This is a genomic window from Streptomyces sp. NPDC001415, from assembly GCF_053597395.1.
Window position 1 is genome coordinate 18,938 of sequence record NZ_JBSFIE010000031.1, and the last position, 23,342, is coordinate 42,279.

Consider the following 23,342-nt stretch of genomic DNA (forward strand, 5'->3'; position numbering starts at 1 on the left):
TCGGCGTCTCCTCATCGGTCGGTCATGCGGCGTAGGCGGGGCCTGCTGGCGGTGGCCGGGGCGTCCAGCTCGCGCGCCAGTTCGGCGACGGTCGGGCGCTGGAAGACGGTGCTGACGGGGATGTCCCTGCCGAGCTCCGCGCGGATCCGGCTGATCAGCCGGGTCGCCACCAGGGAGTGCCCGCCCAGGGCGAAGAAGTCGTCGTCGATGCCGACCCGGTCCGCGCCGAGCGCCTCGGCGTACAGGCGGCACAGCGTCTCTTCGCGGGCGTCGCGCGGTGCGCGGTAGGCGGCGCCGGTGAACTGCGGTTCGGGCAGTGCGGCGCGGTCCAGCTTGCCGTTGGGCATCAGCGGGAGCGCGTCCAGGACGACGAAGGCGGCGGGCACCATGAAGTCGGGGAGCTTATCGGCGAGGAAGGTGCGCAGGTTGTCTGGGGTTGCGGAGGGAGTTACGGGAGCTGCCGCGGGGGTCACGTACGCCACCAAGTGCCCTGACGCGCCCGGGCCCCGGCCCTCCTTGACCGTGACGGCCGCCCGGTCGACGCCGGGGTGCGCGGTGAGCGCCGCCTCGACCTCGGCCGGTTCGACGCGGGCGCCGCGTACCTTCAGCTGGGCGTCGCCGCGTCCCGCGTACTCCAGCTGTCCCCCGGGGTTCCAGCGGGCCAGGTCCCCGGTGCGGTACATCCGGGATCCGGGCGGGCCGTACGGGTCGGGTACGAAGCGGCCCGCGGTCAGCGCGGGGCGGCCCCGGTAGCCGCGGCCGACGGTGGCCCCCGACACGTACAGTTCGCCCACCACACCGGGCGGCACGGGCTGGAGTCCGGTGCCGAGCACGTACACCCGGACGGTGTCGAGGGGCGCCCCGATGGGGGCTCCCGCCGCGTCGCCCTCCCACTCGTCGGTCCCGGCGAGGGAGTAGGTGGTGGCGTAGAAGGTCTCGCTCTGCCCGTAGCCGTTGACGACGCGCACGCCGGGCATCGCCTCGCGGATGCGCCGCAGCAGTGCGGTGGGCAGGGCCTCGCCCGCGAGCATCACGGTCTCGGCGCTGATCCGGCCGGGCACCTGGTCGAGGAGTTCGGCGAAGGCGGAGGGCACGGTGCTGATGACGCCGCCGGTCCAGCCGTCGCGCTCGCCCAGGGTCAGGATATCCCTGACGACTTCGACGACCCCTCCCGTACACAGGGTCGAGAAGATCTCGAAGACGGATACGTCGAAGTTGACCGACGCCCCGGCGAGCATGCGCGCGCCGGGCGCGACGCCCAGGGCTGCCACCAGGGACGGCAGGCAGCTGGTGATGTTGCGGTGCGAGATGACCACGCCCTTGGCGGTGCCGGTGGACCCCGATGTGTACATCACGTAGGCCACGTTGTCCGGCCTGGGGCCTGGGCCCGGTTTCGTTTCTCCGGTGGTACGTGTCAGGTCTTCGATGTGCAGCAGCGGTACGTCGACGGGGGGCAGTTTCCGTCCGGTGGCCGCGTCGGTGAGAACCAGCGACGGGCGGGCGTCGGCGAGCAGGAACTCCTTGCGGCGGCCCGGGTATTCCGGGTCGACGGGAAGGTATCCGGCGCCGGACTTGAGCACGCCGAGCAGGGCGACGACCAGTTCCGCCGTTCTGGGCAGGGCGAGGGCCACGAGGGTCTCGGGGCCCGCGCCGTGCTCGCGCAGGGCGTGGGCGATGCGGTCGGCCCGCTCGTCGAGTTCGCGGTAGGTCAGCGTTGCGCCGCCCGCGACGACGGCCACGGCGTCGGGGGTGCGGTGCGCCTGGCGGTGGAAGAGGTCGGGGACGGTCGTGGGGGTGGCGGTATCAGGAGTGCTGTTGAACTCCCGCAGTACGCGGTCCCGTTCGGCGGGCTCCAGCAGGTCCAGCGCCCCTGCCGGGCGTTCGGTGTCCGTGGCGATGTGCCGCAGCACCCGGGCGAAGCGGCGGGCGACGCTCTCCACGTCGGCGGGGCCGAAGGCGCTGTGCCGGTACTGCAGGACCAGCCGCAGGGGGGCGCCGCCGTCGGCGGGCAGCGCCATCACGGACAGCGGGTAGTGCGTGGTGGCGAAGGGGCGGAGCCCCGTGAAGGCGATGCCCGCCTCGTTGCTCGCCTCGGTGATCCCGGCCCGGTCGAGCGGGAAGGACTCGAACGCCACATAGGTGTCGAACAGGGCGGGGGTGCCGGTGGCTCGCTGGATTTCGTGCAGCGGATGGTGGTGGTGGTCGAGGAGGCCGCCCTGCCGCTCGTGCAGTGCGGTCAGTACGGTGCCGATGCTGTCCCCAGCGGCCCATCTCACCCGTACGGGAACGGTGTTGAGGAAGAGGCCGACCACCGACTCCACGCCGGGGATCGCGGGCGGGCGGCCCGCGACGGTGGCCCCGAACACCACGTCCTGACGGCCCGTCAACTGTCCTACGAGCATCGCCCACGCGCCCTGGACGACGATGTTGAGGGTGATGCCGAGCTCCGCCGCGCGCCGCGCGAGGGCGCGTGCGGTATCCGGGGGGAGCGGCACCTCGGTCTGGCCGATGCCGACGTGGCCCGCATGGGTTCCCGTAGCCGGCGCGAGCAGCGCGGGCTCGTCGAAGCCGTCGAGCTCCGCCGCCCACGCCCGGGCCGACGCGGCGCGGTCCTGTCCGGCGAGCCAGGCCAGGAACTCCCGGTAGGCGCGGGGCCGGGGCAGGGCCGAGGCGTCGCCGGCCGATCCGTACAGCCGCAGCAGGTCCTGTGCGAGGAGCGGGATCGACCAGCCGTCGAAGAGCACGTGGTGCGCGGTGAGGACCAGTTCGAAGCGCTCCGGGTCCATGGCGGCGAGGGTCATCCGCAGCAGGGGCGGTGCCGCCGGGTCGAAGTGCTCCACCAGGTCGTCGGCGAGCAGCCGGGCGAACACCTCGTCCCGGTCGGCGGGATCATGGCCGGTCAAGTCAGCTTCCCGCCACGGGAGTTGGACGTCGGCGACGACGAGCTGGACCAGGTCTCCCGACGCGGCGGGCACGAACGCAGCGCGCAGGGCGGCGTGCCGGTCGATGAGCGCCTGCCCTGCGGCCCGCAGTCTGGCCGGGTCGACGGGGCCCGACAGGTGGAGGGTGTACTGGACCTGGTAGGCGTCGAACCCCGGGCCGTCCGGCTGCGGCGCGTGGAGCAGTCCGGTCTGCGACTCGTAGAGCAGTCCGGCCTGGAGCGAGGTGAGCGGCCAGACGTCCTCGATGCCGGGGTAGCGCCGCTCCCACTCCTCCAACTCGCCCTGGCCCACCTCGACCAAGGGCACGTCGGACGGGGTCAGCCCGCCCGCGCCCGGTGCGGTGGCGTGCCGGGCGAGCCCTTCGAGCGCGGTGCTCCACAGTTCGGCGAGCCGCTGCGTCTCCTCGGGGGGCAGTACTCCGGCGGGGGCGCCGAACAGGGCGCCGAGGCGGGGGCCTTCGGGGGTGTCCGTGACCATGGCGTTGATGTCCACCTCGGACAGGGCGGGCATGCGCGGGTCGTGTCCGGCGTCGAGTTCGGCCAGTTCGGCGAAGGCGGTGAGGTCGTCGGTCTGGGTCCAGCCGAGGCCGCGCAGCTCCTCGGGCATGTCGGCGGCGGAGAACCGGCCGAGGTAGTTGAACCCGATCTGTCCGAGCGGGTGGTCGCACAGCGCGGTGGCGGTCTCGTCGTTGAGGTAGCGCAGCAGGCCGTAGCCGATGCCCTTGTCCGGTACGGCGGCGAGCTGTTCCTTCACCGTCTTGAGTACGGTGCCCGCCGCGGGGCCGCCCGCAAGTGCCTCGTCGATGTCGATGCCGCTCAGGTCGAGGCGGACCGGGAAGACGCTGGTGAACCAGCCGACAGTACGGGCCAGGTCGGCGCCGGGGACGGCGTCCTCCTCGCGGCCGTGGCCTTCGAGCCTGAGCAGGGTCGACGGTTCGTCGACTCCCCGGTCGCGGCGCCAGGCCGCGACGGCCAGGGCGAGCGCGGCCAGCAGGGCGTCGGCCGCCGAGCCGTGGAACGCCTTCGGTACGGCGGTCAGCAGGGCCTCGGTGACGGGCACGGGCAGCAGGACGCGCGCCTTGTGCACCGTGGCCATGACGTCCACGGCCGGGTCGATCCTCCTGGCCCCGATGAGGGGGTCGGGGCCCGTCACCACGGACCGCCAGACCGGGAGCTCCGCGGCCCGCCCCGCGGCGGCCTCGTCGGCGAGGGCGTGGGCCCAGCGGCGTACGGAAGTCCCCACGGCGGGCAGCTCGGGCTGCTGACCTGCCCTGATACGGTCCCAGGCGGCCGCGAGGTCCGGCATGAGGATCCGCCACGACACTCCGTCGACGACCAGGTGGTGCAGCATCACGAGCAGCCGCCCCGGCCCGCTCCCGGCACCCGGCCCGCTCCCCTCACTCGGGGCGCTCCCCGCACTCGGGTCGAACCAGACGAACCGAGCCACCGATCCGTCCGCCGGGGCCAACTGCCCTGCTGCGGCGTCGAGTTCTGCCAGGAGCAGTTTCCGCCAGCCCTCCGCCGCCCAGTCGCCGTCGCAGGGGACGCGCCGGATCAGCGCGTCCGCGTCGACCGATCCCGGCGGGGCGGTGAGCAGTCCGTCCGGTGTCAGTGTCGTACGGAGCAGGTCGTGCCGGTCGATGACCGCCGTCAGGGTCGCGGCGAGCCCGGGGCGGTCGATGTCCCGCGGCAGTTCGAGCACCACGGCCTGCGAGAGCCGGTCGAAGCCGGGGCCGAGCTCCTGGATCCAGCGGGCCACGGGCATCAGGGGCATCGGGCCGACGCCGCCGCCCGGCAGCTCGGCGAGTCCGGGCCCGGCGTCCGGGTGCTGCCCGGCGCGCGCGGCCGCGACCTCGGCCAGCCGGGCCACGGTCCTGAGCCGGAAGACCTCGCGGGGGCTGAGCGTCACCCGCTGGGCGCGCGCCCTGGTCACCACCTGGATCGCCTGGATGCTGTCGCCGCCCAGGGCGAAGAAGTCGTCGTCGGCACCGGCCCGCTCCAGGCCGAGCACCTCGGCGAAGAGCCCGGCGACGGTCTCCTCCTCGGGGGTGCGGGGCGCCCGGTAGGCGCCGCCGGTGAACTCGGGGGCGGGCAGCGCGTCCCGGTCGAGTTTGCCGTTGGGCGTCAGCGGCAGCCTCTCCAGGACCGTGAACGAGGCGGGCACCATGAACCGGGGCAGGCGCTCCGCCACGTACGCCCGCAGTTCGCCGGTCATCAGCCCGGAGCCGAGCGCGAACTCGGGGCCGCCGCGGCCATCGGCCGACGGGACCACGTAGCCGGCCAGGCTGCGGCCCGTGCCGGTGCCCGCGTCTCCTGTGCCTTCGTGGACGACGACCACCGCCTGCCCCACCCCGGGGTGGGAGAGCAGCACGGCCTCGATCTCGCCCGGTTCGACGCGGAAGCCCCTGAGCTTGACCTGGGCGTCGGCGCGGCCCAGGTGGACCAGCTCGCCCCCGGGGGTTGTGGTCACCACGTCCCCGGTGCGGTACATCCGCTCCCCCTCAGGGCCGAACGGGCAGGCGACGAACCGCTCGGCGGTCCCCCCGGACCGGCTCAGATAGCCGCGCGCGAGCCCGGTGCCCGCGAGGTACAGCTCGCCCGGTGTGCCCGGTGCCACCGGGCGCAGGGTGTCGTCGAGCACATGGGCGCTCATGCCGTCCATGGGCCGCCCGATGGGGATGTCGGCGGGGACGGGTGCGTCGGCGTCCGCAGTGCGGGCCGCCCGGTGCTCGACGGCGAAGACCGTCGTCTCCGTGGGCCCGTACACATTGGTGAACTCCGTGTGCGGGCAGGCCTCCTGGGCCCGCCGGACCGCCTGGGGCGAGACGCGCTCGCCGCCCGTCCACACCTCGCGGAGCCCGCCCAGACAGTGCGGGTCCTCCTCCGCCAGGAGGCTGAACAGGGCGCTGGTCAGGAAGACCGCGGTGACCCGGTGCCGCTCCACCAGGGCGGCCAGCGATTCGGGGGTGAGGTCGGGCGCCGGGTCCACGACGACCTGGGCGCCGCCCAGCAGCGGTACCCACAGCTCGTACACGGAGGCGTCGAAGGACAGCGGCGAGTGCAGCAGTACGCGTGCGTGGCCGCCGCGCCAACTCCGGTCCCCGGCAAGACCGATCACGTCCCGGTGGGTGATGCCGATGCCCTTGGGGGTGCCCGTCGAGCCCGAGGTGTAGATGACATACGCGAGCTGCTCGGGGGGAAGTACGGGCTCCGGGGCGGGGGCCTGGGACTCCGGGTCCTCAAGCTCCGCCGGCTCGACCCGGGGGCAGCCGCCGGGCAAGTCCCCGGCCGTGCCCTCGGCGGCGATCAGCAGGACGGGCGCGGAGTCCCGCACCATGAACTCGATCCGCTGGGCCGGGTATTCGAGGTCGACCGGCAGATACGCGGCGCCCGCCTTCAGCACTCCGAGGAGCGCCACCGCGAGCTCCGTGGACCTCGGCATGGCCACCGCGACGAGCGACTCGGCGCCCACGCCGCGCCGCCGCAGCTCCCCCGCCACCCGGTCCGAGCGGACGTCGAGCTCCCGGTAGGTGAGCGAGCGGTCGCCCGACACGATCGCGGTGGACTCGGGGGCCTGCGCGGCCCGCAGCGCGAACAGCGCGGGAATTGTCCCGCCGGGGACCGGCATCGCCGAATCGCCCGACTCCATCAGTGACCGGTACGGCTCCACCTGATCACGCACGTGCATCACCCCACCCGAACAAGTGGATCGGAGAATCGGTTCGCATTGTGCTGCGCATTGCACTGATGTCCGCGGCGGCTCCGCGACACCAATGCCGGATAGGGCGGTTGCGCACCGCCACCGTGAATCCTCGGGAAATCCTCCGGGATTTCCTGGATGCGACTCCCTCGGGGCGCATCGCACCGCCCCGGGGCCGCCCACAGCTTCATCCCTGGGAGCTGCCGAGGTCAAGCACGAACCCGTCGGCCCTGAGCCGCCCCCTGTCCTGTCGACAGGACAGGGGGCCGCCCGTGCGAGCCCGGGCGATGGCCGATTGCACGGGATTCACCGCCTCGGTTAGCCTCCGGGCAAAGCAGCGGCCGCGCGTCCGACGCCTTTGACTTTCCGGCGGCTTCCCTGACACTTCCGGGACTTTCCGGCCGGGGGCCGTTTCGCCATCGTTCTCATTCCGATTCGCGAGAAAGAACGAGGAACGCCCATGCCGTCTTCAGAACCGCCTTCTTCAGAGCCGTCCCCTTCGGAGCCCTCCTCTTCGGAGCCCCTGTCCCTGGTGTGTCTGCCCTTCGCCGGGAGCGGCGCCGGTTTCTATCGCGCCTGGGCGCAGCGGCCGACGCCGGGTCTCACGATCCTGCCGGTGCAACTGCCGGGCCGTGAGGAGCAGTTCATTGAGGCGCCCTTCACCGACGCGGCCGAGGCGGCCGCCCGGCTCGCGCCCCACGTCGTCGACCTCACCGCGGGGACCGGGAGGTTCGCGCTGTTCGGGCACAGCCTCGGAGCCGTACTGAGCTATGAGCTGGCGCACGCGCTGACCGCGCTTTGCCATGAGGGGCTGAGTCATGTGTACGTCAGCGGCTCGCCGGGCCCCTGGCACGGCCGCGACGCCAGGGCGACCGGGCTCAGCGACGATGAATTCCTGGAGCGGGTACGGGAGTTCGCGGGCTACCGGCACGAGGCGTTCGACGATCCCGACCTGCGTGAACTGCTGCTGCCCGTGCTCCGCGCCGACGTGGCCATGCACGAGAACTACAAGCCGTCGAGGGACGAGCCGCTGCGGGTGCCGGTCACCGCGCTGCGCGGCGCCGATGACGCCCTGGTCTCGGCCGAGCACGCCCGGCAGTGGCACACCACCACCAGCGCGGACTTCCGGTACACCGAACTGCCGGGCGGCCACATGTACCTCGCCGACTCGCCCGATGAGCTGCTGCGCACCATCGCCGGACGATGACGGATCCCCGGATGACGGACCCCCGAACGGAGAGCGCGGGCATGGTACTCAAGGGCAGGACCGCCGTGATCACGGGAGCGGCACGTGGGCTGGGCCGGGAGTGCGCCCTCAGATTCGCGCGCGAGGGCGCCGATCTGCTGCTGCTCGACATCGGCCGCGACGTCGACGGCGTCGGGTATCCGCTCGGCAGCCGGGACCAGTTGGAGTGCACGGCGCGGCTCTGCGAGGAGCAGGGCAGCTCCGTCGTCGCCACCGCGGTCGACGTACGCGACCCGGAGGGCACCCGCGATGCGGTGGAGGAGGCCGTCGACCGCTTCGGGGCCATCGACGTGCTGGTCAACAACGCGGGGATCGCGGCGCCTTCGGGCCGGCCCGTGCACGAGATCAGCGAGGACGACTGGCTGCTCATGCTGGACACCAACCTCAACGGCACCTGGCGGATGATCAAGGCCATGGCGCCTTCGATGCTCGAACGGCGGGCGGGCAGCATCATCAACGTCTCGTCGACCGCCGGGCTCGTCGGCTACCGCAACTTCGCCTCGTACGTGACGGCCAAGCACGGGCTCATCGGGCTGACGAAGGCCGCGGCGCTCGACTACGCGCCCTTCCACGTCCGCGTCAACGCGATCTGTCCCGGCTCGGTGCGCGACAACCCCCTCGTGGAGGGCCGGATGCTCGCGGAGATCGCGCAGTCGCTCGACATCCCGCTCGACGAGCACGAGGAGGCCTTCCTGCGGGACCAGCCGATGAACACGCTCGTCGAAACGTCCAGCATCGCGGGGGCCGCCGTCTGGCTGGCCGGTGACGACTCCCACCAGGTGACCGGCACGGTGGTCACCGTCGACGGCGGATTCACCAGCCGGTGAGCTCCGCCTCCCCCTACCACTCCTCCGACCTCTCTCCCCACCGTCCCGTCCCCGCAGGAGGCCGCAGCATGGCGACAGCCGTCAACAGACCACCCCGCGCGGCCGGCGAAGTCCCGCCGCCCGCCCGCCCGTTGTCCGCCCTGCCGCTGTCCGGTCGGCCGCTGTCGGCGCCGGGCCGGAGCGGGCACGCCCTGGTCCTGCGCATCGCGGACCCGGGCGACGGCGAGGAGCTGCGCCGCGGGCTGGCCGGGGCCGCCGGGCGCTGGCCCGTGCTGCGGGGGGCGCGGCTCTGGGAGACCGCCGTGCCGTGGGAGTACGGGGCGCGGGGCTCGCGGGAGCGTGCGCTGCGGGAGTCGCTGCGGCCGGTGGGCGGCGGGCGGGTCCCGCTGCGCGCGGTCCTGCTGCGGTACACGGACGGGCCGGCGGACCTGGTGCTGGTGGCCGACCGGGGGCGGGTGCCCAGGGCGGTCCTGGACGGGGTGGCCGATCTGCTGGTGTACGGCTCAGGGGCCGCGGTTCCCGACCCGGTGGATCAGCCTGCCGCCCCGTCCGGCGCGTGGGCTTCGGCGGGCTGGGGGCTGGGGGATCCGGGCCGTGCGGGGCTGGTGAGTGCGCGTCGGCTGGCCCTGCCCGGTGGCCCGGGGATGACCGGGCGGGTGCTGCTGGCCGCGGTGGCGCTCACCACGGCCAGGTACAGCGGTGCGGGGGCGGCCGATGTGGGCCGGCTCGACACCGGGTGCGCGTCGCCGCGCACGGAGGTCCTGCGCATCGCGGACGCCGGGGCGGACGAGGGGGCCGGGGACTTCCTGGACCGCGTAGGCGCTGTGTCGCCGTCACCGTCGCCGTCACGGTCCGGGGCCGGTGACGCGCTGCCCCCGGTCGGGCTCGTGCTCTCCGCTGCGCGGGAGGACCGCTCCTATCTGCCGTGCCAGGCGCCGGTGTTCCCGCTCACGGTGCTCGGGGCCGAGGGCGATGACGGTACGTACGCGGCGGAGTGCTGGTTCGACGAGGGGGCGTTCTCGCCGCACGTGGTCGAGCTCTTCTGCGCTTGCGTGGAGCGGCTCGCCGGGCACCTCGCGGAGAAGGGCGGGAGAACCGGTCGACTACCGCTGTCCGCCGTGCCGTTCGTCGGCACCGAGGACACCGAGCGCATCCTGCGCCTGGGCGGTGCGGGCAGCGCGGCCGTCCGTCCCGCGCCCGGTCGGCGCATCGACGAGCTCTTCCGGGAGGTGGCCCTGCGGCGCCCGGATGCCGTGGCACTCGTGGACGAGGCCGGGCAATTGACGTACCGCCAGCTCGACGAGCGGGCGGACCGGGTCGCGGCGGGGCTGCGCGCGCTGGGGGTGGTGCGGGGCAGCCGGGTCGGGGTGTGCCTGGACCGTGACGTCTCGCTGGTCGTCGCCCTGCTCGGTGTGCTGAAGGCGGGCGGCGCCTATGTACCGATGGACGTCAACTACCCGGCGGACAGGCTGCGTTACATCTGCGAGAGCGCCTCGCTCCCGCTCGTCGTCGGCGACCCGGACGGCTTCCCGACGATTGCGGGAGTCCGCACCGTACCCCTGGCGGAGCTGAGCGCCGCCGGAGCCTCCCGTACCCCTGAGGACGAGGCGCGGGAGGCCGGGAGCGCGGACGACGACGCGTACGTGATCTACACATCGGGGTCGACGGGGCGGCCGAAGGGCGTGGTCGTGCCGCACCGGAACGTGGCCGCGCTGCTGGACGCCACGGCCGGGGACTTCGGGCTCGGGCCCGACGACGTGTGGACGCTCTTCCATTCGAGCGCCTTCGACTTCTCGGTCTGGGAGATCTGGGGCTGTCTGCTGACCGGCGGGCGCCTGGTCGTCGTCTCCTACTGGGTGGCCAGGGACACCCGTGCGTTCCACCGGCTGCTGTCGGAGCACGGTGTCACCGTCCTCAACCAGACCCCGTCCGCCTTCGCCCAGCTGGCCAACACCGACCGGCGGGAGCGGGGCGAGATGCCGGTGCGGCTGCTGGTGTTCGGCGGAGAGCCCCTGGACGTACGGCTGTTGGGACCATGGTTCGCCCGCTACTCGCCCTCGCGGTGCCGGGTGGTGAACATGTTCGGCATCACCGAGACAACCGTGCACGTAACGGCGCGGACCGTCACCCCTGCGGATGTGGTGGCGGGTTCGCGTTCGGTGGGCGGGGCCCTGCCCGGCTGGTCGGTGTCCGTACGGGACGGCGCCGGGCGGGTGCTCCCGCCGGGGGCCGCCGGGGAGATCTACGTCGGCGGGGCGGGGGTGGCCGACCGCTATCTCGGCCAACCGGAGCTGACGGCACGGCGGTTCGTCACCGACGAGGCCACCGGGGAGCGGCTCTACCGCAGCGGGGACCGGGGGCGGCTGCACCCCGACGGGACGCTCGACCACCTCGGCAGGCTCGACAGCCAGGTCAAGATCCGGGGGCATCGCATCGAGCTGGACGAGATCCGCTCCGTGCTGCTGGACGACCCGGGGGTCGGCGCGGCCGCGGCCGTCGTCAGGGAGGCGGTGCCCGGTGACCCGGCGAGCAGCAGGATCGACGCGTACTTCGTGCCCGCGGCGGGCGCACGGGAGGCAGATGCCTGGCGGATCCTCGACGGCGCCCGGCGGATCCTGCCCGACTACATGACGCCGACCACGCTCACCCGGATAGCGGAGGTGCCGCTGACCGTGAACGGAAAACCGGATGTGGCCCGGCTGCCGGAGCCGGACGCGGGGCGCGCGATGCGGCAGCGGGCGGCCTCGGCATCGGACTCGGTGGTCTCCGGCCCGGGCTCCGGCCCGGGCTCCGGCCCGGGCTCCGGCCCGGGCTCCGGCCCGGGCTCCGGTGGGCTCGCCGACGGGGTTCTCGGGATCTGGAGCCACTGTCTGCGGACCGAGGTGACGGCCGACGACAACTTCTTCGAGCTGGGCGGCAATTCACTGCTGGTGGTCCGGGTCCTGGCCGAGATGCGGGAGCGCGGGCTGCCCGAGCTGACGCCGCGCGACTTCTACGCCAACTCGACGGCGGGCCAGTTCATCAGGCTCGTGGAGCAACGGGCGGCATGAAGGGCGAGGGGTGAAGCGGGAGGCGCCGTGCGCCCGGGCTCGGCGCCTCCGGCCGGTATCAGGCGCGTTCGCTCGGCTCTTCGCGCAGTTCGAGGGTGCAGCACTTCACGCTGCCGCCGCCCTTGAGCAGCTCGGACAGGTCTATGCCCACGGGCTCGAAGCCCCGGGCGCGGAGCTGTTCGGCGAGGCCCGTCGCGGCCTCGGGCAGGACGACGTGCAGCCCGTCGCTGACCGCGTTGAGCCCGAAGGCGGCGGCGTCCTGGGGTGCGGCGATCGCCGCGTCGGGGAAGAGCCGCTCCAGGACGGCCCGGCTGCCCGGGGAGAACGCCTGCGGGTGGTACATCACCTCGTCGGTGTCGAGGACCGCGAGCGCGGTGTCGAGGTGGTAGTAGCGGGGGTCGGTCAGTTCCAGGCCGATCACCGGGCGGCCGAAGAACTCCTGTGCCTCGGCGTGCCCTTGGGGGGTGCTGCGGAAGCCGCGGCCGGCCAGCACCCAGCTGCCGGTGACGAGGAAGTCGCCCTCGCCCTCGTTGATGTGCTCGGGGTCGTGCAGGTCGGTGAAGCCGTTGGTGCGGAACCAGTCGAGGTACGCGGGGCCTTCGGCGGTCCTTTCGGCGTTGCGGAAGCGGGCGCCGAGCACCTTGCCGTCCACGACGGTCGCGCCGTTGGCCGCGTACACCATGTCGGGGAGGCCGGGGACGGGGTCGATGAGGTCGACGCGGTGGCCGAGTTCGCGGTAGAGGGAGTGGAGCCGCTCCCACTGGGCGACCGCCAGCTCGGTGTCGACGGGTTTGCTGGGGTCCATCCACGGGTTGATGGAGTAGGTGACGTCGAAGTGGCTGGGACGGCACATCAGGTAGCGGCGCGGCCGCTGTCTGCGAACGTTCATGACACCTCAATTTGTCGGTGCCCGCTTTTGGGCATGCGGCGCGGGCGGTTTTATGGCCACTCCGCGGAGCGCCGAACATAGCAAATGCGTATCGCCCGAAAAAGGGTGGCCCAAAGGATGCCCGGCAATCTATTATCGGCGCGCCGAGAACACCGAGTACGCCCAGAACTCCGGGAAAGGGGTCATGCGTGTTTGTTCCCGACCTGTACCGTGAACCCGAAGCAACGTGGATGGCCGAGCTGGTGCGCGGGTATCCGCTGGCCCAGCTGTCCAGTAATGGTGACGGTGGCGCCGCTCCGTATGCGACGCATGTACCCGTCATTCTCGATCCGCAGCTCAAGGAACTGCCGCCCGAACTGCCCGGCATCACCCTGTGGGGGCATATGAACAGGGCGAATCCGCACTGGGCCGCGCTCGCCGAGCCCACCCCCGTCGTGGTGGCGTTCCGCGGGCCCCACGGCTATGTGTCGCCGGCCGTGTACGAGACCACTCCTGCCGCTCCGACCTGGAATTTCACCGCTGTTCATATACGTGGGGTGCTGAGCCGGATCGAGTCGGAAGAGGACACCCTGGAGACCGTGCAGGCCACCGTGCGCGCTCTGGAAGGGCGGTTCGGCGCCGGGTGGGACATGTCGGAGTCGGTGGACTATTTTCGTCGGATTCTGCCGGGGGTGGGGGCGTTCCGCGTCGCCGTTTCGCAGGCCGACGGGATGTTCAAACTGAGTCAGGAGCAGGAATCCGATGCCAGGGAACGGGTGCGCTGCTCGTTCGCCGGTCAATCATCGGGCAATCAGCGTGAGGTGGCCGCGATGATGGGCCGGCTGTCCTGACTGTCCCGTCGCCAGGACAGCCCGTACCACCAGAACAGCCCTGGCAGCCCGTGCAGCCTTGACAGGCCGAAGGCCGCACTTGAACACTGAGGCAGCGAATTCTGCTCTCCCGGGAGGGATATATTCCGTGGCCATGTCCGTCGATCAGTGGGATATACATCCGGACCATTTCTGGTTGACCGGAAAGCGGCCGGAGCGGCTTGTCGAGTACAACAAAGAGTTAGAAATGTGGATGGTCTATGGCTATCCGGAGGCGGTCGAGGTCCTCACCCAGCCCAAGCTGTTCTCGAACGACGGCTGGCGGCTCGTGAACGTCGAGGTCGAGGAGTGGGTCAAGGAGGGCGACTTCGCCCAGATGGACCCGCCGGAGCACCGGAAGCTGCGGGGCCTGGTCGACTACGCCTTCACCCCGAAGCTGGTGGCCAATCTCCAGCCCCGGGTGAACGAGATCGTCCATGAGCTGATCGACGGCCTGGTGGGCCGGGACCGGTTCGACGTGGTGGCCGACTTCGCCAACCCGCTGCCGGTCGCGGTCATCTCCGACATGCTGGGCGTCCCCAAGACCGACCGGGAGCTGTTCGCGGGGTGGATGCACGGACTCCTCGACGACGCGGGCGAGTTGGACTCGCCCGAGGAGATCCGTCAGCAGGAAGCCTCGATGGACGACCAGTTCGGTCTGTTGCGGGAGATGCGCGACTACTGGGCCGAGCAGGCCGCCGAGCGCAGGAAGCAGCCCAGGGAGGATCTGCTCAGCCATCTCGTGCACGCGGAGTTCGAGGGCGAACAGCTCTCCGACGGCGCGGTGTTCAACATCGCGAACCGCATGCTGATCAACGGGCACCACACGACCGAGCTGCTCATCGGCAACACGGTGCTGTGTCTGACCGAGTTCCCCGATCAGGCGGAGCGGGTGCGCGAGGACCGGTCCCTCCTGCCGACCCTGATCGAGGAGTCCCTGCGGTTCCTCAGTCCGCTCGCGGGCGTCATGCGCGTGTCCACCGCCGATGTGGAGGTCGCCGGGCAGCTCATCCCCAAGGACCAGATGGTCATGGCGTGGTGCGGCGCGGCCAACCGGGACGAGCGCGAGTTCGCCGACCCCGACACCTTCGACGCCGGGCGCTCCCCCAACGCGCACCTCGGCTTCGGCCGGGGCGTCCACTTCTGCATGGGCAGGCGGCTGGCCAGGCTGGAGGCCAGGTCCGCGGTGGACATCCTGCTCGACCGGCTTCCGAAGCTGCGTACGGACCCCGCCGACCCGCCGAAGTTCGGGCACGTGGTGGATGCCACCGGCGTGGCCAGGCTCCCCGTACTGAACGGCTGAGCGCTCCCCCATACCCCGCTTACCCGGACCACGTACCCCGGAAGAAGAGTGATCCCGATGACGACGGTCGTCGACCGGTGGAACATCCACCCGGACCATCGCTGGTTGCGCGGCCAACGGCCCGCGTCCCCCGTGGAGTTCGACGAGGCACAGGGGATGTGGTGCGTCTATGGCCATCCCGAGACCATGGAGGTGCTCGGCAACCCCGGGGTCTTCTCGTCCGACACCGCGCGGCTGCTGCCCGTCAGCGTCGACCCCTCGCTCACCGAGGGCGACATGTCGCAGATGGATCCGCCCCGGCACCGCGCCTTCCGCGGGCTGGTCAGCCGCGCCTTCACCCCCCGGCTGATCGCCGGGCTTGAGCCGCGGATCGGCGAGATCACCGACGGTCTGATCGCCGATATGGACGGCAAGTCCGAGATCGAGATCGTCGCCGATCTGGCGTATCCGCTGCCGGTCATCGTCATCGCCGAGCTCCTCGGGGTGCCCGACAGCGACCGCGACCTGTTCAAGAAGTGGGCCGACAACATCATCGAGGGCTTCAGCCAGGCCTCGTTCATGGACGCCAGTGAGCAGGGCGAGCAGGATCTGCGCGATGCCACGGACCGGATGCAGCCCCTCCTGGACTATCTCGCCGGGCACGTCGCCGACCGGCGCCGGCACCCCCGGGAGGATCTGCTCACCCAGCTGGCCCTGGCGGAGGCCGACGGTGAGCGGCTGACCGACAACGAGGTCGTGAACGTCGCGAACATCCTGCTGGTCACCGGGCACATCACCACCACGATGCTGCTCGGCAACACGGTGCTGTGCCTGGACGCCGAGCCCGAGCAGTTCGCCCGGGTGCGCGCGGACCGGTCGCTGGTGCCCGGCGCAATCGAGGAGGCGCTGCGGACACTGCCCCCTTCGGCGGCGCTCGCCCGGGGCACCACCCGGGAGGTGAAGCTCGCAGGGCAGCTCATCCCCAAGGACCAGATGGTCTATCTGTGGCTCGGCGCGGCCAACCGCGACCCGCGGCAGTTCGAGCTGCCCGATGTCTACGACCCGGCCCGCAGCCCGAATCCGCACTTCGGGTTCGGCCGGGGCATCCACTACTGCATCGGTGCCGCGCTGAGCCAGCTGGAGGGCCGGGTCGCGCTGAACAAGCTCCTGGACCGCTTCCCCGTGCTGCGTACGGACCCCGGGAAGCCGCCGGGCTTCTTCCCCACCGCCGACATGATCGGCGTCAACTCCGTCCACCTGCAGACCAGTTGACACACCTGACTCATCTGACGAGGACTACGTGACCGAACAACCACTGGCTCAGCTGTCCTACGGGTACATCCCGGCCCAGATCGTCTACGCCGCGGCGGAGCTGGGGGTCGCCGACGCCCTCGCGGACGGTGCGCTCGGCTACGGAGACCTCGCCGAGCGGACCGGCGCCGATCCGACCGCGATGCTGCGGCTGCTGCGGGCCCTGGTGGGCCTGGGCGTGGTCGGCCAGCGGGACGCCGAGCGGTTCGAGCTCACCGGTGCCGGACGGCAGCTGGTCTCGGGCGCGCCCGGCTCGCAGCGCGAAGACGTCCTGCTCTCCGCGATGCCCGAACTGTGGCGCGCCTGGGGCGAGTTGCCGCAGGCGCTGCGGTCCGGGCAGCCGCCCAGGCACCCCGGCACCGGCCTGACGGCGCACGAAACCCTGATGCGCGATCCCCGGCTGGCGGAGAAGTTCCGCGCCGCCAAGATCCTGGGCAACCGGGTGCTCACCGCGGGTATCACCGCGGCCTGTGACTTCTCCCGGTTCCATACCGTCGCCGACCTCAGCGCCGACGAGGCCACGGTGCTCTCCGCGGTCCTGGTCGCCGTGCCGGGGCTGCGCGGGGTGCTCCAGGACCGGCCGGAGGCGCTGGAGCGCGCGGCGGCCGCGCTGGCCGGGGCGGGTGTCGCCGAGCGCGCCGAGACCGTGGCCGGTGACGTCCTGGAGTCGGCGCCGGCGGGCGCCGACGCGTATCTGCTCGCCCATGTGCTGCGGGACTGGGACGACGAGCGGGCCGCGGTGATCCTGCGCAACTGCCGTACGGCCATGGCGCCGGGCGGCCGGGTGGTGCTGGTGGAGACGGTGGTCCCCGCCGTTCTCACACCGGAGGACTCCGCCACGTACGGCATGACCGACCTCAACAACCTGGTGTACGCCGGCGGCCGCGAGCGGACCGCGGACGAGTTCGCGGCGCTGCTGGCCGGTGCGGGCTTCACCCTCACCGCGCAGACCGCCATGAAGCTCGAACCGGGCATGCCCGACTACCACCTCATCGAGGCAACGCCCGGCGCGTAGCGGGTCCGTGATCCCGACCGAGTCGTCCGTACCGAGTCTGTGAGGCCGTGAGATGGAGTACCGCATTCTGGGTCCGGTCGAGGTACGGGACCGGGGCACCACGATCCCGCTGGACGGTGAGAAACAGCGGACCGTGCTCGCGGCGCTGCTCCTGGCCGAGAGCGGTTTCCTCTCCGACACCGAGCTGACGTCCCTGCTGTGGGGGTCCCGCCCGCCCGGGACGCACAACGCGCAGATCTACAACTACGTGTCCAGGCTGCGCAAGACGGTGGGCGGCGCGAGCATCGTGCGCCGCTCCCCCGGCTATCAGATGGAGATCAGCACGGCCTCGCTCGACCTCGTCGAGTTCGAGAAGCTGGCCGCGCGCGGCCAGGGCGCGCTGGCCTCGGGGCGCTACGAGGAGGCCCGCGGGCTGCTGCGTTCGGCGCTGGCCCTGTGGCACGGTCCGACGCTCGCCGACGTCTCGGAGTATCTGACCAACGCGGAGCGGCCGCGGATCGAGGAGGCCAGGATCTCCGTACTGGAGAGCCGGATCGAGGCGGACCTGGCGGCCGGCGGGCAGGGCGATGTGCTGCCCGAGCTGACCCGGCTCGTGGGGCAGTACCCGCTGCGCGAGCGCTTCAGGGCCCAGCTGATGGCCGCGCTCTACCGGTCCGACCGGCAGGCCGAGGCGCTGGCGCTGTACGAGGACAGCAGGCGGATGCTCGCGGAGGAGCTCGGGGTCGGTCCCGGGGCGCTGCTGCGCGAGGTGCACCACGCCATCCTGACGGCGGACCCCCTGCTGCCTGGACAGCACGGCCGCGGGCGACTGTGCTGTCGTCAGGCGGCGGGCCAACTGCTGTACCTGCGCAGGCCGTAGAGGAGGGGCAGGCAGTCCTGCCGCCGCTCCACGGCCTGTACTTCTCCGAACACCAGCACATGGTCGCCGACCGGCACGGTCCTGGCCGCCGTGCAGTCGGCGACGGCGTGCGCGTCCGCCCACAGGTGCGGTCCCGCGTCGGTGTCGCCGAGGCGCCAGCCGACGTGGTCGAAGCGGTCCTGCCGGCCGGACGCGAACAGCTCGGCGGTGGCCTGCGCGCCCTCGTGCAGCAGGTTCACGGCGAACCTGCGGCTACTCCCGATCGCCGCCAGCGTCGGGCTGGCGGCGCGCAGGCACACCAGCAGCGTCGGCGGGTTAAGGGTCGCGCTGCACACCGACGAGCAGGTCATGCCCCACGGCCGGCCCCCGGGGCCGGTGGCCGTCACGACCGCCACACCGGTCGGGAAGCCGCTCATCATCGAGCGGAACCCGTCCGGTGTGGCGCTGCCGACCGATCGTGTGATCGAGCCGGTCGGATCAGGCATCGAGACCACGCATCCGCGCGAAGTAGTCGTAGTGCGAAGGCAGGGTGTCGACCATGTGCCGCGCCCGGTCACGGATGGCGGCGAACTCCTTCTGCGCCGCCTTGTCGTCCGAGAGAGCCAGCGCGGGCGACGGGGCCGGCTCGATGCCTCCGGTGCCGAGCAGGATGCAGTTGTACGAGTAGGGCGGCAGCCCGTGGTAGTACGGGAAGACGTCCTCGGAGCCCGGCAGCCTGGCCTGCCACCCCTCCAGGCGCTCGGCAAGACCGTCGGGCACGGCCCGGGTCTTGGCGTCCTTCCAGTACTGGGTGTTGTTGCGCGCGGCGCCCTTGTAATGCAGGACGAGGAACTCCCGTACGCCGTCCATGACGTGGGCGACGGCCGAGTTGTACATCCCCCTGAGTTTCGGGTTCCAGTCGACTGCGGGGAAGTGTCGCACCAGCTGCTCGATCGCGTGGTGGATGAAGAAGATGCCGGTCGATTCGAGCGGCTCGACGAATCCGCTGGACAGCCCGATGGCCACGCAGTTGTTCACCCAGGATTCCTCGCTGCGGCCGATGCGCATACGAATGTGATTGGCCTCGACGTCGGCCGCTGCGGGGCCCACGAATTCACGCAGGGTGCGCTCGGCTTCCTCGGGCGAGAGGTAGTCCTTGGCGTAGACGTAGCCGGTGCCGATCCGCCCGAAAAGGGGAATCGTCCATATCCATCCGGCGTCCTGGGCGGTCGCCGTCGTGCAGGGACGGATGCCGTTCTTCTTCATGTCCAGGGGCACTTGGAGCGCCACAGCGCTGTCATTGGGCAGCGTGTCCTGGTAGGAGACGAAGGGTACGTCGAGTGCACGGTTCAGCAGCAGTCCGCGGAATCCGGTGCAGTCGATGAAAAGGTCGCCGTGAAGTTCGCCGTGCTCCTGGGTGACGACGTGGTCGATCCACCCGCGCTCGTCGAGGCGGACGTCGAGTACGTCGTCCACGATGTGCCGGACGCCGCGGTCCACGGAATAGCCGGTGAGGAATTTCGCGAGCAGCGCCGCCTCGAAGTGGTAGGCGTAGGGGAACTGGGTCTTCCCCTGGTGCTCGGACATGGTCAGGCCGATGGGCTCGTCTGACCCGGTGCCCGCACCCTCGCCCAGCAGGCTGCCGTCCAGCCGGCGGGGGCTGCGTCCGGCGTCGATCAGGGACGCCATGACGAAGCAGTCCTTGTCGAAGCGGTCGGTGGGTCCGCTCTGCAGCCACCAGTCGGTCAACGGGAAGCCGTTGACCGACCGCACCTGCTCGAACGGGTGGTAGAAGTGGTGCCCCGGCTTGCGCCAGTCCTGGAATCTGACGGCCAGTTTGTACGTGGCGTTGCAAGCCGGCATCCATTCCTCTTCCTTCAGGTCGAGGAATTCGAAGAAGTGCCGGATGTCGCTGAAGGTCGCCTCACCGACGCCGATGGTGCCGACCTTGCCGGACTCGACGAGCGTGATGGACACCCGGTCTGCGAATGCCGCCTTTAGATACGAGGCGGTCATCCAGCCGGCGGTTCCGCCACCGACAATGACGATCTTTTCGGGGTTCTGCGCGCTCACGTCAGCACCTCGGTTCACATGGCTGGGCACTATGCGGGGCTGGACCCCGCCTGTCGGTCACGAGTCTGCTCCACCGCGCTATCCGGTATCTATGGCATCACTATCAATCACAAATATTCACTGCACCGGCGCCCCAGCATGGCCATGCCAAATCGCCTGAACTCCCTTGCCTACGGCGTTGGTTAGGACGGTGGTCCGGTGAGTTCTGCCGACTTTTCATCAGGGCGGGACATGTACGCGCAGTGAGCCCTTTCCGAATGGCCACCGATCGAGGGAGGGGTTGAGGGTGCGAAACGGACAGGGCCCCGGTGCTGTTGAGGGAGGTGTTCGAAGCCTCAACTCGCCAGCACTGGAGCCCTGTTGGTTCCTCATCCTGCCGTACTCGACCTGCCACATGCACTCGTCGAGTGGCTCACGATGCTCATCGTCACCCGCGAGAGTGACCACCGCTGCAAGCTCCGCCCGCCCCAGCGGGCGCTGGTCGCTCTGGTCTACCTGCGCAAGCACGAGCCCCTGGCACAGATCGCCGCGGCCTTCGGGATCTCGGTCGGCACGGCCCACGCCTACACCCCGGCTGCCGTCAGCCCGCTCGCCGAGCGAGCGCCGGGCCTGCTGAAGGCCCTGCGCGAGGCGGACCCGCACTACGTGCTGGTTGACGGAACGCTCGCCGAGTGCGACCGGGTCGGCGACAGCCGTGCCGACTACGCGGCCAAGCACCGCCGGCACGGAGTGAACTTCCAGCTGGTGAGCGACCAGGACGGACGACTGCTGTGGACCTCCCCGGCTCTGCCCGGACGCACCCACGACCTGACGGCCGCCCGGACCCACCGGATCATCCGGATCTGCGAGCGCCAGGGCGTTCCGATCCTGGCCGACTGCGCCTACACCGGGGCCGGCTCCTGGGTCACCACCCCACAACGGCGCCCTCCCGGAGGCGACCTGACACCGACCCAGCAGACCGTCAACCGAGCACTGTCACGAACCAGGGCAGCCGTCGAGCGCGGCCCGGCCCGACTCAAGACCTGGAAGATCTTCCGCAAGGCGCGATGCAGCCCGAATCGAATGACGTCAATCGCCAAGGCCGTCCTCCCCCTGGAGCGTCAACGCTGTAAGGGCTCAGTGCTCGGCGGCATACTTCTGGTGGTCGCGGTCGATCGATTCGCGGCGCCAAAGGCCCATCAACCGGAAGTCGTCCGTAAGTTGACGGCGGGGACTGCGCACCCCTCCGCTGTTCCTCGCCCTGGTGGTGATGGCGTGGTCACTACCGCGATGGCGGGGCCCGCGCTGGGCACCGTCGGCCGTGCGGGGATGCGCCACCGGAAGACGGGGCGACCGGTGCGAGAGGACGAGGTGGCCCGACGGCACCACGCACGTGGGCCTCGCGCCCCGCCGACCGGCTGGAGCACGAGGCCCAAGTGTGCCTGTACGTAAGGATGTTGACCGAGTCCGGCACCTATCAGCCGACGCGTTGTAGGGCCTTCTCCCTGCGCGCGGCCACGCTCGAACCGGACTCTCGGCGTGCCATGCGGCGCAGTACAGCGGGGGCGAGGACAAGGCCGGCCACGGCCCAACCGCCCAGCACCGCCACGGTTTCCAGGTGGCGCCACGCCTCGCCGATCTCGACGCTCGCTGCGGCGTCCGGCAGCAGCGCGGACCGCATGCCGAGGCCGAGCCAGTAGACCGGGAACACCTGGGCGAGGATGTGGACCCAGTCCGGCAGGGATGTGATGGGGTAGAAAATGCCGGAGATTCCGATCATGGCGAGGATCGGCAGCAGGAGAAGGCCCTGGCTGCGCGCGCTGGTGAAGACCGAGCCGAGCACCGCGCCGATCGGCAGGGTCGCCATCAGCCCCAGGACCAGCACCCAGGCGAGGGTCAGCCAGGCGCCCGCGCTGCCGATGGAGAGGCCGTCGATGATGATCAGGCCGGGAATCAGGAAGATCGCGAGGTCGATGAGCAGACAGCCGGAGACCGAGAGGATCTTGCCGAACAGATAGCCCACCATGCCGTTCGGGGTGGCCTTCGCCCGCAGCAGGGTGCCGTCCTCCCGGTCGGCGGTGAGCTGCTGGCTCATGGTGATCATGGCCATCGACGCGTTCATGCCGAGGATGCTGGGGAGCACGAGGGTGCCCAGCATGAACCCGCTGCTGCCAAAGTCCACGTCGCGCATGAAGAACATGACGACCAGCATCAGCACGGGCCAGAAGAAGTGGTTGAAGATATCTCCGGCATTGGTAACCGACTGGCGGATCTCGATCACACCGCGGGTCCAGCCCGCGCGCAGGGCGGTCGTTGTCGGGTTCATCGTGCCACTCCCTCGTTCCCGGCCGCCGTCTCACTCTCGTTCTCGGGCGGCGTCTCGCTGCCGCGGGATTCGGCCTGCCGCACCATGGAGAGATACGTGTCCTCCAGTGAGGCCCTGCGGACCTCAAGGTCGGCGATCTCCTCGCCGTACTCCTTGAACAGTTCGAAGGCGAACTTCGTGGAGTCGGGTGTCGACTGCTCGTACTGCTGTCCCTGCCGGGTCCAGCGGACCGTGTCCTCGCCCGCGATCCGCTGGGCGAGCTCCTTCGCTGTGCCCTCGCCGATAATCCGCCCGTCATCGAGGATCATGATGCGGTCCGCAAGCTTCTCGGCTTCCTGCAGATCGTGCGTGGTGAGCAGGATCGTGGTCTCGTGCTCATGGGCAAGGCGGTTGACGAGTTCGTGGAACTCGCGGCGTGCGACCGGGTCCAGGCCTGCAGTGGGCTCGTCGAGGAAGAGGAGTTCGGGGCGGCCCGCGATGCCGACCGCCACGTCCAGCCTGCGACGCTGGCCCCCGGAGAGCATCCGGACCTTCTTGTGGGCGTGCTCGGTGAGGCCCACGGACGCGATGAGTTCGTCCGGATCCCAGGGGCGCTTGATCTCGTCGGTGGAGTAGGCGGCGTAGTAGCTGCCGAGGTGCGCGAGTAACTCCCGGACATACCAACGGCCGTGGTCACGCCATGACTGCAGTACAACGCCGACCCGGGCCCGCCACCGCTCGTCGGCGTGTGCAGGGTCGGTGCCCAGCACCTCGACCCTGCCGGCCGACCGCATCCGGAAGCCCTCCATCACCTCGATCGTGGTGGTCTTGCCGGCACCGTTCGGACCGAGCAGGCACATCACCTCGCCCTGCCGTACCTGGAAGTTCACGTCGTGCAGGACATCGGTGGAGCCGTAGCGCATGCGCAGGCCCTCGACATCGAGCACAACCTCCTCGCTCGTGTGCATGGTTGTCCTAATTCTTGAGCAGGCGGTTCCGGGTCGTCCCGTCAGGGAGCTCTCCGGACTGTGGTGGTTT

14 protein-coding genes and 1 pseudogene are annotated in these 23,342 nt (G+C 71.0%); 9 read left to right on the forward strand and 6 right to left on the reverse strand.

The window, feature by feature from the left end; translation table 11 throughout:
* Nucleotides 1-11: 11 nt before the first annotated feature.
* A complete protein-coding gene (locus ACWC2B_RS30095) occupies nucleotides 12-6,623 on the reverse strand; it encodes an amino acid adenylation domain-containing protein (protein ID WP_450722077.1) in 6,612 nt (2,203 codons plus the stop codon).
* 478 nt (nucleotides 6,624-7,101) lie between these two features.
* Between ACWC2B_RS30095 and ACWC2B_RS30100 the strand changes: the two genes are divergently transcribed.
* The 3 genes from ACWC2B_RS30100 to ACWC2B_RS30110 all read left to right on the forward strand — a co-directional run bounded on the left by ACWC2B_RS30100 (nucleotide 7,102) and on the right by ACWC2B_RS30110 (nucleotide 11,764).
* Nucleotides 7,102-7,848 carry a thioesterase II family protein gene (locus ACWC2B_RS30100; RefSeq protein ID WP_450722079.1) on the forward strand — a complete coding sequence of 249 codons (747 nt, stop codon included), beginning with the start codon at nucleotides 7,102-7,104 and terminating at the stop codon, nucleotides 7,846-7,848.
* 11 nt (nucleotides 7,849-7,859) lie between these two features.
* Nucleotides 7,860-8,714: a mycofactocin-coupled SDR family oxidoreductase gene (locus tag ACWC2B_RS30105; protein ID WP_450722081.1), complete on the forward strand. Its 855-nt coding sequence runs from the start codon at nucleotides 7,860-7,862 to the stop codon at nucleotides 8,712-8,714.
* Between the two features lie 68 nt (nucleotides 8,715-8,782).
* Nucleotides 8,783-11,764: an amino acid adenylation domain-containing protein gene (locus tag ACWC2B_RS30110; protein ID WP_450722083.1), complete on the forward strand. Its 2,982-nt coding sequence runs from the start codon at nucleotides 8,783-8,785 to the stop codon at nucleotides 11,762-11,764.
* 58 nt (nucleotides 11,765-11,822) lie between these two features.
* Here the strand turns inward: ACWC2B_RS30110 and ddaH are convergent, their stop codons facing one another.
* Entirely contained in the window at nucleotides 11,823-12,653 is an 831-nt protein-coding gene (gene ddaH / locus ACWC2B_RS30115; protein WP_450722085.1) for a dimethylargininase, read from the reverse strand.
* Nucleotides 12,654-12,841: 188 nt separating this feature from the next.
* On the opposite strand from ddaH, the gene ACWC2B_RS30120 reads away from it, so the two are divergent.
* The 5 genes from ACWC2B_RS30120 (at nucleotide 12,842) to ACWC2B_RS30140 (ending at nucleotide 17,968) form a co-directional block, all read left to right on the forward strand.
* Nucleotides 12,842-13,483 carry an FMN-binding negative transcriptional regulator gene (locus ACWC2B_RS30120; RefSeq protein WP_450722087.1) on the forward strand — a complete coding sequence of 214 codons (642 nt, stop codon included), beginning with the start codon at nucleotides 12,842-12,844 and terminating at the stop codon, nucleotides 13,481-13,483.
* A 226-nt stretch (nucleotides 13,484-13,709) separates the two neighbouring features.
* Nucleotides 13,710-14,804, forward strand: a complete 1,095-nt coding sequence (locus ACWC2B_RS30125) for a cytochrome P450 (protein WP_450722089.1) — start codon at nucleotides 13,710-13,712, stop codon at nucleotides 14,802-14,804.
* Between the two features lie 57 nt (nucleotides 14,805-14,861).
* Nucleotides 14,862-16,055, forward strand: a complete 1,194-nt coding sequence (locus ACWC2B_RS30130) for a cytochrome P450 (RefSeq protein WP_450722091.1) — start codon at nucleotides 14,862-14,864, stop codon at nucleotides 16,053-16,055.
* Nucleotides 16,056-16,083: 28 nt separating this feature from the next.
* Nucleotides 16,084-17,109 (forward strand): methyltransferase, encoded by a 1,026-nt coding sequence (locus ACWC2B_RS30135; RefSeq protein WP_450722093.1) that lies wholly within the window; start codon nucleotides 16,084-16,086, stop codon nucleotides 17,107-17,109.
* Between the two features lie 52 nt (nucleotides 17,110-17,161).
* The gene (locus tag ACWC2B_RS30140; protein ID WP_450722095.1) at nucleotides 17,162-17,968 is read left to right on the forward strand and encodes an AfsR/SARP family transcriptional regulator; all 807 of its coding nucleotides are present in this window, start codon (nucleotides 17,162-17,164) and stop codon (nucleotides 17,966-17,968) included.
* Here ACWC2B_RS30140 and ACWC2B_RS30145 read toward each other — a convergent pair.
* Both ACWC2B_RS30145 and ACWC2B_RS30150 read right to left on the reverse strand, forming a co-directional pair.
* Nucleotides 17,929-18,453, reverse strand: a complete 525-nt coding sequence (locus ACWC2B_RS30145; protein WP_450722096.1) for a flavin reductase family protein — start codon at nucleotides 18,451-18,453, stop codon at nucleotides 17,929-17,931. The genes ACWC2B_RS30140 and ACWC2B_RS30145 overlap by 40 nt on opposite strands.
* Complete coding sequence (locus ACWC2B_RS30150; RefSeq protein ID WP_450722192.1) at nucleotides 18,446-19,963, reverse strand: tryptophan halogenase family protein; 1,518 nt, start codon at nucleotides 19,961-19,963, stop codon at nucleotides 18,446-18,448. The genes ACWC2B_RS30145 and ACWC2B_RS30150 overlap by 8 nt, the downstream gene beginning before the upstream one ends.
* A gap of 417 nt (nucleotides 19,964-20,380) precedes the next feature.
* On the opposite strand from ACWC2B_RS30150, the pseudogene ACWC2B_RS30155 reads away from it, so the two are divergent.
* Nucleotides 20,381-21,127: pseudogene (locus ACWC2B_RS30155) on the forward strand (transposase family protein); the annotation flags it as partial.
* A 349-nt stretch (nucleotides 21,128-21,476) separates the two neighbouring features.
* Here ACWC2B_RS30155 and ACWC2B_RS30160 read toward each other — a convergent pair.
* Together ACWC2B_RS30160 and ACWC2B_RS30165 are read right to left on the reverse strand one after the other, a co-directional pair.
* Nucleotides 21,477-22,325 (reverse strand): ABC transporter permease, encoded by an 849-nt coding sequence (locus tag ACWC2B_RS30160; RefSeq protein WP_450722098.1) that lies wholly within the window; start codon nucleotides 22,323-22,325, stop codon nucleotides 21,477-21,479.
* Complete coding sequence (locus ACWC2B_RS30165; RefSeq protein WP_450722100.1) at nucleotides 22,322-23,272, reverse strand: ABC transporter ATP-binding protein; 951 nt, start codon at nucleotides 23,270-23,272, stop codon at nucleotides 22,322-22,324. Before ACWC2B_RS30165 ends, ACWC2B_RS30160 begins: the two co-directional genes overlap by 4 nt.
* Nucleotides 23,273-23,342: the final 70 nt, after the last annotated feature.